Origin of the sequence: Nonomuraea sediminis (genome assembly GCF_018531495.1) — a bacterium.
Classification (GTDB): domain Bacteria; phylum Actinomycetota; class Actinomycetes; order Streptosporangiales; family Streptosporangiaceae; genus Nonomuraea; species Nonomuraea sediminis.
Genome location: NZ_JAHDTI010000007.1, coordinates 620,332 through 632,252, shown reverse-complemented (window position 1 = coordinate 632,252; position 11,921 = coordinate 620,332). Strand labels below are relative to the sequence as shown.

General features: G+C 67.0%; 12 protein-coding genes and 1 pseudogene. 8 read left to right on the top strand and 5 right to left on the bottom strand.

Translation table 11 applies throughout. The features are described from left to right. From KIK09_RS31425 to KIK09_RS31410, 4 genes are all read left to right on the top strand, one after another. Nucleotides 1-377, top strand: a 377-nt coding sequence (locus KIK09_RS31425) for an ABC transporter permease (protein WP_372455695.1), incomplete at its 5' end; no start/stop codon positions are given. Between the two features lie 43 nt (nt 378-420). Further along, the gene (locus KIK09_RS31420; protein ID WP_214323003.1) at nt 421-1,410 is read left to right on the top strand and encodes a substrate-binding domain-containing protein; all 990 of its coding nucleotides are present in this window, start codon (nt 421-423) and stop codon (nt 1,408-1,410) included. Between the two features lie 90 nt (nt 1,411-1,500). Then, nucleotides 1,501-2,268: an SDR family oxidoreductase gene (locus KIK09_RS31415; protein WP_214323002.1), complete on the top strand. Its 768-nt coding sequence runs from the start codon at nt 1,501-1,503 to the stop codon at nt 2,266-2,268. Nucleotides 2,269-2,284: 16 nt separating this feature from the next. Continuing rightward, nucleotides 2,285-3,148 (top strand): SMP-30/gluconolactonase/LRE family protein, encoded by an 864-nt coding sequence (locus KIK09_RS31410; protein ID WP_214323041.1) that lies wholly within the window; start codon nt 2,285-2,287, stop codon nt 3,146-3,148. A 1,031-nt stretch (nt 3,149-4,179) separates the two neighbouring features. Here the strand turns inward: KIK09_RS31410 and KIK09_RS31405 are convergent. The 3 genes and pseudogenes from KIK09_RS31405 to KIK09_RS31395 form a co-directional block, all read right to left on the bottom strand. Further along, a pseudogene (locus tag KIK09_RS31405) lies at nt 4,180-4,515 on the bottom strand (tyrosine-type recombinase/integrase); the annotation flags it as partial. A 262-nt stretch (nt 4,516-4,777) separates the two neighbouring features. Beyond that, on the bottom strand, nt 4,778-5,752 hold the full coding sequence (locus tag KIK09_RS31400) for a tyrosine-type recombinase/integrase (protein WP_214323001.1): 975 nt from the start codon (nt 5,750-5,752) through the stop codon (nt 4,778-4,780). A 57-nt stretch (nt 5,753-5,809) separates the two neighbouring features. Then, complete coding sequence (locus KIK09_RS31395) at nt 5,810-6,013, bottom strand: hypothetical protein (RefSeq protein ID WP_214323000.1); 204 nt, start codon at nt 6,011-6,013, stop codon at nt 5,810-5,812. Between the two features lie 417 nt (nt 6,014-6,430). On the opposite strand from KIK09_RS31395, the gene KIK09_RS31390 reads away from it, so the two are divergent. The 3 genes from KIK09_RS31390 to KIK09_RS31380 all read left to right on the top strand — a co-directional run bounded on the left by KIK09_RS31390 (nt 6,431) and on the right by KIK09_RS31380 (nt 7,467). Beyond that, the gene (locus KIK09_RS31390) at nt 6,431-6,586 is read left to right on the top strand and encodes a hypothetical protein (RefSeq protein ID WP_214322999.1); all 156 of its coding nucleotides are present in this window, start codon (nt 6,431-6,433) and stop codon (nt 6,584-6,586) included. 103 nt (nt 6,587-6,689) lie between these two features. Next, complete coding sequence (locus tag KIK09_RS31385) at nt 6,690-6,947, top strand: hypothetical protein (RefSeq protein WP_214322998.1); 258 nt, start codon at nt 6,690-6,692, stop codon at nt 6,945-6,947. A 19-nt stretch (nt 6,948-6,966) separates the two neighbouring features. Beyond that, nucleotides 6,967-7,467, top strand: coding sequence for a hypothetical protein (locus KIK09_RS31380; protein ID WP_214322997.1), 501 nt, complete (start codon nt 6,967-6,969; stop codon nt 7,465-7,467). A gap of 331 nt (nt 7,468-7,798) precedes the next feature. Here the strand turns inward: KIK09_RS31380 and KIK09_RS31375 are convergent, their stop codons facing one another. After that, the gene (locus tag KIK09_RS31375; protein ID WP_214322996.1) at nt 7,799-10,372 is read right to left on the bottom strand and encodes an FAD-dependent oxidoreductase; all 2,574 of its coding nucleotides are present in this window, start codon (nt 10,370-10,372) and stop codon (nt 7,799-7,801) included. A 165-nt stretch (nt 10,373-10,537) separates the two neighbouring features. Here KIK09_RS31375 and KIK09_RS31370 point away from each other — a divergent pair, with 165 nt between their 5' ends. Then, complete coding sequence (locus KIK09_RS31370) at nt 10,538-11,251, top strand: alpha/beta fold hydrolase (RefSeq protein WP_214322995.1); 714 nt, start codon at nt 10,538-10,540, stop codon at nt 11,249-11,251. 63 nt (nt 11,252-11,314) lie between these two features. Here KIK09_RS31370 and KIK09_RS31365 read toward each other — a convergent pair whose 3' ends face one another. Beyond that, nucleotides 11,315-11,851 (bottom strand): hypothetical protein, encoded by a 537-nt coding sequence (locus KIK09_RS31365; RefSeq protein WP_214322994.1) that lies wholly within the window; start codon nt 11,849-11,851, stop codon nt 11,315-11,317. Between the last annotated feature and the right edge of the window lie 70 nt (nt 11,852-11,921).

The window sequence follows — 11,921 nt, the reverse complement described above, 5'->3', positions numbered from 1 at the left end:
CCAACGACGAGGCCGCCCGGCGCAGCGGTATCAACGTACGGCAGCACCAGGTCGTGCTCTTCGTCTTCATGGGCGCCCTGGCCGGGCTGGCTGGCCTGCTGGACGTGGCCCGCTACACCACCACCGAGGTCTCCGGCCACAGCGCTGACAACCTCGTCGCGATCGCCGCCGTGATCATCGGTGGAGCCAGCCTGTTCGGTGGCCGGGGCACGATCTTCGGCACCGCCGTCGGCGTCATGATCCCCGCGGTGCTCAACAACGGCCTGGTCATCATCAACGTCCAGCCGTTCTGGCAGACAGTGGCCATCGGCGCGATCCTCATCGTCGCCGTCGCCGTGGACGACGTGAAGCGCCGCCAGCAGCTGCGCGCGTCATAGCCCCCGTTCTGTGACACATCCCCCAAACCTGAAGGACAATCCCATGTCACGCACCGTCATCCGGGCCGCGCTCGCCACAGCGGCCGCCGTGTCCGCCCTATCCCTGGCGGCCTGCTCCTCCGGCACGTCCTCGAGCACAGCGTCGTCCGACAGCTCCTCCTCCGGCAAGCACCACACCATCGCCTTCATCCCCGGCTGCACCTGTGACCCCTACTACTCCACTGAGACCCAGGGCTTCCAGGACGCCGCAAAGGCCGTCGGCGTGACCGCCATAGTCCAGGGCCCGGCGAACTTCCAGGCCTCCGAGCAGATCCCGGTGCTGCAGGCCGTGGCGCAGAAGCATCCCGACGCCATCGTCATCGACCCGACTGACGCGACCGCGCTGGCCGCCCCGATCGAAGCCGCCGTGGCGCAGGGAATCCCGGTCATGACCACCGGCAACAACGTCAACACGGACAAGATCTTCACGGCCATCGCGGCCAGCTCGGTCAAGGGCGGGCTGCTCGGCGGGCAGGAGCTGATCAAATGGGCGCCGAACGGCGGCGACGTGGTCTTCGTGCACATCAAGCCGGGCATCAGCTCGATCGACGACCGCGACACCGGCTTCAAGCAGTCCTTCTCCGGGAACTCGAAGTACAACGTCCTGCCGGAGCTGTACGCCGGCCAGGACTCGGCCACGCAGGCCGCGGGCCTGGTGCAGGCCGCGCTGGCCGCCCACCCGAACATCGTCGCCATCTTCGCCTCCAATGTGATCACCGCCGAGGGCGCGGCGAACGCCGTACAGGCCGCCGGCAAGACCGGCAAGATCGCGGTACTGGGGTACGACGCCAGCCCGCAGGAGGTCACCCACCTGCAGGCGGGTACGCTCACGGCCCTGGTCTCGCAGAACCCCTACAAGATCGGGCAGCTGGCGGTCGAGAACTCGGTGAAGTATCTCGGCGGCGACAAATCCATCCCGAAGGACCAGCCGCTCGACCCGGTCGTCATCACCAAGGACAACCTCGACACGAACCAGAGCGCGCTGTACAAGTAGCCGCTCGGCCCGCAGCCCTTTCGGGGTTCACGATCCCCTGGCGCAGCCCCGGGACCCCATCCCCGGCACTTGGAAAGGACCAGGAATCCCATGGAATTCGACGGCAGAACCGTCGTGGTCACCGGCGGCTCCAGCGGCATCGGCCTGGCCGCCGCGCACCTGTTCGCCGCTCGAGGTGCGAACGTGCTGTGCGCGGATCTGGCCCCGCACGAACCGGAAGGAAGCGCGATCCGGTTCGTGCGGACTGACGTCGCCGACGAAGCGTCCGTCGCCGCCGCCATTGAGGGCGCCCTGGAGTGGACCGGCCAGATCGACACTTTGGTGGCGGCGGCCGGCATTCAACGCTATGGCTCGGCGGCGGACACCTCCGCTGACACCTGGGAGGAGGTGATGGCGGTCAACGTGCGCGGCGCCTTCCTGGCGGTCAAGCACGCCTTGCCGGCGCTTCGTGCCTCCGGATTGGGGTCGATCGTGCTGGTGTCCTCGGTGCAGGCGTTCGTCACCCAGACGCAAGTCGCCGCCTATACCGCCAGCAAGGGAGCGCTGAACGCGCTGGCCCGCTCGATCGCGGTGGACGAGGCGCGGTACGGCGTGCGGGCCAACACCGTGTGCCCCGGCTCGGTCGACACCCCGATGCTGAGGAAGGCGGCAGCGGGTTTCTCCGACGGCGCCGAAGCGGTCGACCAGCTCGTGGCCGCCTGGGGCCGCAGCCATCCCCTGGGCCGTGTCGCACGCCCGGAGGAGGTCGCCGAGTCCATCGCCTTCCTGGCCGGCGAGCGCGCCAGCTTCATCACCGGGATCGCCCTGCCGGTCGACGGCGGCCTGCTCGCGCAGGCGGCCGTGACGCTGCCGGACTGAGCCGCGGAGGAAGACCCTGCCCATCGACATCACCGTCGAGTTCCCCGGTATCTGCCGGGTTGGCGAGGGCCCGTTCTGGGACCCGGAGAGCGGATCCCTGAGCTGGGTGGACATCCTCGACGGCACGCTGCACCGCGCGCAGCCGGGTTCGGCCGAGCGGTGGAGCCTGCAACTGGCGACCCTCGTCGGCGCGGCGGTCCCCAAGGCGTCCGGAGGCTATGTCGCGGCCACTTCAGAGGGATTCACCGACATCTCCCCGGACGGCGCCTGGACCGTCCGGCGCGACTTCCTCCCCGACGGGATCCGGATGAACGACGCCAAATGCGATCCGCACGGCCGCTTGTGGGCCGGCAGCTGCGCGCAGGACTTCGCCGCCGGGCGCGGTGGAATGCACGTCCTGTTGCCGGATTGGACGGTCATGGAGGTGTTCAGTGGGCTCACCCAGCCGAACGGGCTCGGTTGGAGCCCCGACGGTCGCCGCTTCTATCTGGTCGAGACCCAGGCACGCGATGTCAGCGTATTCGACGTCGTCTCCGATCGGCTGGAGCCGGAGAACCGCAGGACTCTGGTGTCGTTCCCGGAGTCCTGCGGCTACCCGGACGGACTGACCGTCGACGCCGGCGGATGCCTGTGGATCGCGTTCTGGGGCGGTGGCCGGGTGCTGCAGGTGGCTCCGGACGACGGCCGCGTCCTACGCACTGTCGAAGTGCCGGTCCCACAGCCCTCTTCCTGCGCATTCGGCGGCCCCGAACTCGACGTCCTCTATGTGACCACGGCCCGAGAAGGGCTCGATCCGGACGTCGAACGACCGTCCGGCTCCGTCCTGGCCATCCGCGGTCTCGGCGTACGCGGCCTGCCCGCGGTGAAGTTCGGAGGTTGACCCTGCGCCTGCCGAAAATCCCATCCACACAGTTCAAGCGGCATGTGAGTATTCGTGGAGGACTCCGCCGAGCCGGTCTCGTCGGCGTACATTCAGGTCGACGAGTCTGGCTGGATCGGTGATTGGATCAGGGACGGCGCGCAGTGGAGCCGCCTGGTCCAGGGCTTGATGGGCTCGGTGCTGGTTGTAGAACTCTGCGCCTGCCTAAACCACACCCATGCATGTCAAGCAGGCTGCGCATCACATCCGAGACCAACTGCAAGGAGCCCTCGCTCGCGGACGGAAATCGATGGCCGAGGCTGCTCGGCGGATGCTCGTACGCGTTCGATCTGCGTAGACCACTCGGGCCTCATCACGAAGGCATGACCCTTGACAGCAGTCCCGCAAGGGACAAATAGCACAGAGTGTCGATCGTCAAGCGCGTATGGTCGCTCGGTGATTGCTCGCGTGAACGCGATTCGGCGCGGCACGCATCGACACTGGCCGGCACGACGACGGGGAGAATCCCGGCCACGGCGATACAAAACAACACCCGATGACACTGAGCGACATCAATCGAACCGACTCATAATCCGTGGGTCGTGGGTTCAAGTCCCACCCGCCCTACTCTCATACACCCCACCCGACCTGCGATTTCTCGGTCCTCGCGAGCCTCCGACCTCGTTTTTGATCATGGCTGGTTGCTCGGTGGTTGCTCTTGTGTACGGACCGTGTATCGCGGTAGATCATTTAGGCGCTCACTTCCAAGCCAGACCCCAGAGATGACCATTGGAAGATCAAGTCAGAACGCTCACGCAGGCTCGCAGATCAGCGGTGACGCTACCTGCGGTCACGCCTTCTCCAAGCCGACTCGTCCTTTACCGACGGGTCCACGTGAACAGCGGAGAAAAGATCCGCTGCTTCTCGCAGCGATCTCCTGGGCCCATCCACCGCACGGCTGAGGAATCGATCAGCTGCACCATCTGTGATAGCCGCGTGGACAAGACAAACAGGCCCGCTGGGATCGGCGGGCCAGCCTGGGTTTGCGTGGTTCAGGCGGTGGTCTCGCCGGTTCGGGATGGAAGGGTGATCAGCCGTGCCGGCCGGGTGCCGGTCGCTGCGGTGTTGACGAGGGCGGCGGTGGATTCGGCGGCGGCGCGCGCCACCTGGGGGTAGACGCTGGTGTAGGTATCGCGGGTGAAGGTGGAGGAGACGTGTCCCAAGGTCTCCTGCACGACCTTCATGTCGACGCCGGCGGCGAGCATCAGCGAGGCGGCGCCGTGGCGCAGGTCGTGCAGCCGCACCGGCGGCAACCCGCCGTCGAAGGCGAGTAGGTGGAATTGGTCGCTGACCTGCTGCGGGTGCAGCGGCCGGCCGATCTCATCGGTGAAGACGAACCCTGTAGCGCTTCAAAACGCACACGCACTACTTGAGCTGCAACAACGCGACCGTCCGAGTTCGGCCACTGAGCATCTGCTCAAACTGGGTTGAGCACTCGCTCAGATGAGATTGATCAGCATCGCAATACGCCAGGTCACTGTGGGTGAACGAATTTTCGGCACCCACAGGTTCTTCGTCGCGGGCACCGCGGTCTCTGCCGGGCTGAGCGTCCCCATCGGGATCTGGGTCAACCACATCAGCTGAACCCGCCTATTCGACCGCCGATGCCACCAACTGGGAGGGATCTCTTTCCAGTTGGTGCGCAGAGTGCAGGTAGAGCATCGTCGTGTTCAAGTCCACGTGGTCGAGGGCTTCCTTGATGTCGGTCGGCGACGCGCCCAACGCCTTCGCGATCGTGGCCCAGGTGTGCCGCAGCACATGGGGTGTCACCTTGCCCTCGATCCCCGCCTGGCGGCCGATCCGCCCAACCAGCTCCGACGCCGACGAACGGTGGAAGCGGCCGCCCGTGTCCGTCACGAAGACCCGCCCCGACAGGTCGGCCACCTTGACACCGGCTCGGCGGGCCCGGTCCTCCAGGTAGACGTCGATCGCGTGCCCAGTCTCCACTGGCAGGCGGCGGATCTTTGGCTTGCCGCCCTTGCCCACGATCCGGAGCGTCCGCACTCCGCCCGCGTACCCGAGCGCGTCCAGCTGGGCCGCGACCGCCTCCTCCACCCGGATCCCGGTGTGCACCAGGACCCGGATGAACGCCGCGGTGCGCAACTTGGCCGGCCCGTGGTCCTTGTCGGCCGCGACCACCAGGCGGTGGGCGTCGTCGCGGGTCAGCGCGCGCGTCTCGGAGTGATGACGCGGCACCTTCGGCCTGCGGGTGCGCTTGAACCGGTTGGCGTCAATCGCCTCCTCGTCGGCGAGGTAGTCGTACCAGGACGACACCGCCGAGATCCGCCGCCCCATGGTCTTGGCCGGAATCGGCTTCCCAGCCTGAAGTTCGAGCCACCTCTTATACACGTCGCCGTGCGACTTCCGCGCCTTGAGCGGGTCGAGGTCGTGCTCGGCGCAGAACGCGAACCACCGCTCGATCTCCCGCTTGTAGGCGTCGCGAGTGTTCGGCGAGTCGTACGACAGCAGCCACGCCATGGTCAGGTCGCGGGCGAAGCCGAGCAGGGTCGGCGGGAACGCGATCCCGCCTCCCCCGCCTGGCCTGCGGACCAGCTCAGTGGTCACGTCTGCTGTTCCAGCTGCCCCCGCTGAACCTGGCGATGATCTCGCCGGTGGGGCTCATCAGGCGACCTTCCGGAAGACGACTGTCGCGCGGTAGTGGCCGTTGCGCTCCTCGTCCATCTCGGCTTCGGCGCTGAGGACGTCCAGCTCGGTACTGGGGCCAAAGAACGCGAGTGCCTGCGACACGGCGGAATCTCTGATCGCATCTGGTGTTTCTTCGCTCACGATGACGCGGAGGGTAAGCGGAAACGATCTCACGCTCATGGTGACCTCTTTCGCGAGGAGATTGATCGATCACCATGCTAGCAAGTGATCAATGGTCATAATTTGGATTATGACCACATATTAACGATCATGGAATTGGGTGGAACCTAGACCCTGAAACCGGCAAGCCGACGTTCTGGAATTTGAGGGTGTACCCCCTCGACGCGTGCGCGTGGTCCGGCATGTGTCCACCCAGTGACATGTCCGTCAACAACAAGGGATGGCTCGCCCTCATCGTGCAGACTGGGGATGAGGTAGCGGCGGCGTAGGCTCCGGCCCTTCTCATTCAGGAGTTCCAGCTAATCGAACACGGCGCAACCGGATCGACCCAACAAGTCTCGTCCGCCAGGACAGAGCGACCCGCAAGACGGAGCCAGGACACGCGGGACTTGGGGTGGAGTCCGGTCGGGATTCGCCATGTTGGAGCTCTTGAAGCGGATTGTGGCCGCGATCTACGCGCTGAAGGACCTCGTGGAAGCCACGAGCACCTTCGTCGACTCCCTGTTTCTGTTCCTCCTGAAGGTTGCAGGTGTCGTTGGCATCGTGGTCTACGTTTGGACCCGCATCCAATGAAGGTCTATCCCCGCCGTTCGGGGAACATGTCGCCCTAGTTGACGGACGCTCACGCTCACCTTCCTGCGAAGCAAGCGCACCCAGGCCCGCCGGATGGCCCGTCTTGACGCTCCAGGGCAGGTTGACCTGGGTATTCCGGTTCTTCCTCCGCGCGGCTGACATCGTCATCGACGACGAACACGCCGCCGTCGACGACGGCCAAGCCGCCCTGGACCACCTGCTGGAACGGCTCGCTGGCGTCCCGACTCCTTCCGGTCCGACACTCCGTGAACTCGGCGGCCGCCTCGCCACTACGCTACCGATCGTGGAGTCCGCCAAGATCTGTCCTTATTTCTGGGCGACAAGCGCGGTCGTCCGGTAGGGGCGGAGAAGAGGAGGGCATGTCCATGGCGAGAAAGCCGGCGCCGCTGAAGAACCGGCTGAAGCGGGGCCGAGCGCAGGTCGCGGTGTTGCGGCCGGAGGACTTCGGCAAGTCCATTGGTGAGATCTGCTGGGAGCTGCTCCGGCCGGTCTGCCCTCTTGATGTAGCAGATGCCGCGGAGCAGACCGAGCGTCTGGGGCGACAGCCGGCGTTTACCTCGGCGGAGGCGACTGGGTGGGTCGTCGGCGCCTTGGCCAGCGACTTGGCCTACTACGGCCGCGACGAGGACCAGAATGCCCTTATGGACGACCCCAAGCTCCGCGCGATCGAAGATGAGGTGATCGCTGCTCTCGGCCCAGACGCGCGCTGGTATACCAACAGCACCCATCCGCTGCCGCGATTCCGTCGCGCCGGACACGGCCGGGGCTGGGTATCCATCACGCGGGCGACGTTCGACCTGGTGGTGGCTGCGCGGGGAAACGGACTGGACTTGGTGCTCGTCCAGACGGCGGAGGACTGAGGCCGCCGTCCGGGGGGCGAGCACCGTCGAACCACCTGAGCCAGCTCGGCACAAGAGCCCGACCAGGCTCTGGGTAAGCATCACGAGTCCGACAGCCGCTTGGTGCAGAGAAGGCAGGCGCAGTATTCACCACCTTCGCCTACGTGCATGCTCGATGGGCTCCGCCGGCTCGGCGCCTGCTGCGCTCCATGCGGTCGCGGTTCGACGAGGTGGTCATCAGCCGGACGGTGTGGGCGAATCTCCCACCCGCTTTGGTCTACTACTGCCGTCGCCCGGCGGAGGCCGACGTGGACGTCGCGGTGCGCTGACGATCAGCACCCGGACGCCGCTGTCAACGGGCGATCGTCAGGTCCTGGGTGGGTAGGGTCTGGCAGGCCAGCCGCCAGCCCGCGGCCAGTTCGTCGGTGGAGAACATTCCCCGGGTGTCGCTCTCGTAGGCGCCGGAGACGACCCGTACGCGGCAGGTGCCGCAAGCGCCTTCGCCGCACGACTGGGGCAGCGGGACGTGGGCGGCGTTGGCGGCGTCGAGGACAGACTGCCCAGGGTGGCAGGAAAAGGCCGGGTCGCCGTCGGCCATCCCGATGGTGAACTCGGCGACGCCGGCCGCGGCGGCGGCCAGGGCTATGGCGTGTGCCTTCTCCTGGCGGGTCTCCTTGCTCCGGCCGGACACGAATGCTTCGGTGTGGATGGCCTCGCGCGGCACCCGCAGGTCCGTCAAATGACCGATCAGGTCCTGCATCATCGATGCAGGACCGCAGAGGTGGACTCGGTAGGCGTCTTCGGCGTACGCGCGGAGCACATCGACGCCGATCCGGGCGTTCAGCCCAGTCACGAAGATCGACACCTCGAGCCCGGGCAGGCGTTCCCGCAGCGCCTCGATCTCTGGCCGGAAGGCGACCTCGTCCTCGGTCCGATAGCTGGCCAGCAACACGATCCGCCCTGTATGACCGGCGTCGGCGGCCGCGCCCAGCACACTTATCAGTGGCGTGATTCCCACGCCCCCGGCGATCAGCAACAGCGTTCCGGCCGTGAGGTCATGTGCGGGATCGCAGGTGAACTCGCCGTGCGGGCCGCTCACCCGCAGCGCCTGGCCGACCGCCAGCTCTTCATGCAGGAAGGACGAGCCGAGCCCGTCGGGCTCGTGCTTGACCGCGATCTCGACGAAGCCATTCTCCCCAGGGCCGCTACAGATCGAGTACGCGCGTTCGATCGGCTCGACGGCGACAGGCAGGTCGACCTTCAGGTACTGCCCGGCGGTGAACGAGAACGGCATCGCGTCGGTGCTCAGGGGTTCGAGGCGGATCCGCCGAACCGTCGGGGTCAGCGTCTCCATCGCGGCCACCCGCAGGTATCCCTGCCAGGGCGTGGCCGGGTCCGGGGCCACCCCGCCGGAGCGGATGGCTCGCCACATGGTACCGAGCTGCCGCGGCTTGAGCACCGCGTTCGCGGCCATCAGCCCGCCGGCCAGCGCCCCGACCACGCCGGAGCCCCAGGCGTCCTGCCCTGCCACGAAGAGACCCTTGACAGGCGTGCGGCATCCCGCCCGTGGTGACCGCAACCGTTGCGGAGTCGCCGCGAGACCGTAGAAGGAGCCGAGAACGCTGTGCTGATAGGTCTCGAACGACAGCGGTGTCGCGAGCTCGGCGAACGCGATCGCGTCCCGGAAGCCGGGCCATCGTTCCTCCAGGCGGGCGATCAGTCGCTCGGTCAGGTCGTCCTTGAGCGTGCGGTAGCTTTCCGGCCGCTCTTCCGCAGGCGTCCCGCGCCACTGGTCGACCACCGCGGGATCGACGAGTTCCAGCACCTCCACCGTGTGGAAGCGGGCGGCCGGGTTGTTGAGCGAAGCGAACGAGACGTACAGCGTGCCTTCCCCAGGTGGGCGGCGGAAGTCGTCATGGTCGTCGAGGTCCGGCATGAACCAGTGGTTCTCACCGCGGATCCCGAACGCAGCCGGCGACCGGTCCATCCCGAGGAACAGCATGACCGCCGACGGTTCCTCGGGCAGATCCGCCAGTTCCTGGCTCTTCCCGATCAGGGCGTAGGTGTTGCGCACCCCGGCCGCCGAGACGACGGTGTTCGTCCGTACGCGGTAGCGCCGGCCGGTGGCGGTGTCCTCGACGTCGACACCGGCCACCTTTCGCCGCTCGACAACGATCTCGCTGACTTGTTGCCGGGGACGCAGCACCACGCCGTACCGCTGAAGGATCTCCAGAATGATCCGGGAGAGCTCCTTAGGCCCGCCCACGGGGTGCGCCGTCCCTTCCATGAAGAAGGTCAGCGGAACCGCGGCGTGATAGCCGAACGCACTCGACGAGGGCGGAATGCCGTAAAGTCCCCATCGCGCGGCGAGAACGGCCCGCAGACGCGGATCGCGGAAGCTTCGGGAGAGCTGATCCCTCAGCGATCGATACGTTGACGGGAAGAGCTGCTCGACGATGGGCCAGCCCACCTTTCGTACACCGGCGGAGAAGGACGCCAAGACATTGCGCGCTGCGAGCCCGGACATGGCCCGGCGCGTGGTCCGGAAGAAGCCATCGATGGCGTCGGCCTCGGCCGGAAACCGTTCCGCGAGGCGCGCCCTGAACCGTTCCTTCGTGGCGGGGACGGCGAAATCGAACCCTGGGAAGTGCAGGACGTCGTAGTCGTCCGGCAGCGGCGAGAGCTGTACCCGCCCGTCCGTCATGAACTCGAGGAACGGGCCGGCCTTCGCGCTGATGTAGTGCAGCCCGGTGCCGAACTCGTATCGCCCGGCCCGGGAGAACTCGTGCGTCATCCCACCGAGCGTGTAGTGCTGCTCGAGAACAAGAACCCGTTTCCCGCCGAACTGCGCGATCGTACGGGCCGCGGCAAGACCGCCCATGCCCGAACCGATCACAACGACGTCGGCTTCCTCGTACGAGACCATCCCACACCCCCGGCTTGTCCGTCCTGCGGGGTCAGATTGGCGGAGCCGACTTGACGGGGACGGAACGATCTGGGAATCCCGTCGCGGAACGACGCTCGTTCACGTCCACTTCCCGTTCAGGCCGCCGGAATAGCTTTCCACCATCACGTCATGAGAGGTTGGGAAATGGCACACAGGAAACCGACGATCGTACTCGTTCACGGAGCCTTCGCGGAAGGCAGCGGCTTCACCGCGATCGTCAAGCGACTCGTCGCCGACGGCTATCCGGTCGTCGCCGCGCCGAACCCGCTTCGGGGGCTCTCCTCCGACGCGGAGCAGGTCAAGGCCCTGCTGAACAACATCGAGGGGCCGATCGTGGTGGTCGGCCACTCGTACGGTGGCGCCGTCGTCTCCGCCGCCGCCACCGGGAACCCCGAGGTGAAGGCGCTGGTCTACCTGGCGGCATTCGTACCGGAGACCGGCGAGAGCGTACAGGAACTGGTCGAGAAGTTCCCGGGCAGTACCGTGGGCGAGTCCCTCAAACCCGTGCCGCTGCCCGGCGGGCAGGTCGACCTCTACATCGACCCGCGAGTGTTCCATCCCCATTTCGCGGCGGATCTGCCCGCCGAGGAGGCCGCGCTCTTCGCGATCACACAGCGCCCGGCCACCGGCGCCGCCCTCGGCGAGCCCGCCGCCGGCCCGCAGGCCTGGCACACGATCCCGAACTACAACCTGATCAGCGGCGCCGACCGGATCATCCCGTCGGCGGCGCAGGAGTTCATGGCCCAGCGCGCCGGCGCGAAGGTCCAGGTCGTCGAGGGCGCCTCGCACCTGGTGTTCGTCTCACATCCGGGCCCGACCGCGGCCTTCATCGACAGGGCGGCGCGTGAAAATACCTGAAAGACGCATCTCTGCTGACCACTACGCAGGTCACTACCTCCTCCGCCTGCCTCGTTCACCCGTTCATCCGCTCACCGAAATCTGGCCTCGGCTATCGCTTCCGATCGCCTTTCCCATGGCGTTCTGGCGCTGAGCAGTGCCTTCAAAGCTCGGCAAGGAGCTTCTCGGCGCGGCGGGCAAAGAGGTGAGACCCGCGTTCGCTGGACCGGTCGCGGGCCTTCTCGGCAGCGACTCGGACGACTTCGGCGGGTTCGCCGCGAGCGTGGAGCAAGCGCGCCTGCAGCAGCAGGACCAGTCCTTCGGCGCAGCGTGACCGTAGGCATCAAGAGCCTGGTCCGCTCGGTCGAGGGCGACGCCCGCCTCGTCCGGCATCCCGGCGCCCAGCCACATCTCGGCGCTCAGCGCATGGTGGTACGCGACGCCCCATCGCGGCGGGTCGACCAGCGTCCCGGCCAGGAACTGTTCGGCCTCCGCCGCGATACCGGCGGGGTCATCGCCGACGAGGGCACGGGCCCAATACCAGTTCAGCCGTATGTAGTGCTCCTGCTGAATGGCGAAGCGACCAGTGCCCACGGCCATCCACCGCTCGATCGTGCGCATCACCCCAGCCCGCGTCACCGGCCATCGAAGCAATGTAGTAGGCCCAGGTGGAGCCGGCAGACGCGTACGG

What these genes read in the sequence shown, in the direction of transcription:
- KIK09_RS31420 (WP_214323003.1), top strand. Translation starts at nt 421, where the DNA reads ATGTCACGCACCGTCATCCGGGCCGCGCTCGCCACAGCGGCCGCCGTG.
- KIK09_RS31415 (WP_214323002.1), top strand. Translation starts at nt 1,501, where the DNA reads ATGGAATTCGACGGCAGAACCGTCGTGGTCACCGGCGGCTCCAGCGGC.
- KIK09_RS31395 (WP_214323000.1), bottom strand. Translation starts at nt 6,013, where the DNA reads ATGAGCGTGAGATCGTTTCCGCTTACCCTCCGCGTCATCGTGAGCGAA.
- KIK09_RS31390 (WP_214322999.1), top strand. Translation starts at nt 6,431, where the DNA reads ATGTTGGAGCTCTTGAAGCGGATTGTGGCCGCGATCTACGCGCTGAAG.
- KIK09_RS31380 (WP_214322997.1), top strand. Translation starts at nt 6,967, where the DNA reads ATGTCCATGGCGAGAAAGCCGGCGCCGCTGAAGAACCGGCTGAAGCGG.
- KIK09_RS31375 (WP_214322996.1), bottom strand. Translation starts at nt 10,372, where the DNA reads ATGGTCTCGTACGAGGAAGCCGACGTCGTTGTGATCGGTTCGGGCATG.
- KIK09_RS31370 (WP_214322995.1), top strand. Translation starts at nt 10,538, where the DNA reads ATGGCACACAGGAAACCGACGATCGTACTCGTTCACGGAGCCTTCGCG.
- KIK09_RS31365 (WP_214322994.1), bottom strand. Translation starts at nt 11,851, where the DNA reads ATGCGCACGATCGAGCGGTGGATGGCCGTGGGCACTGGTCGCTTCGCC.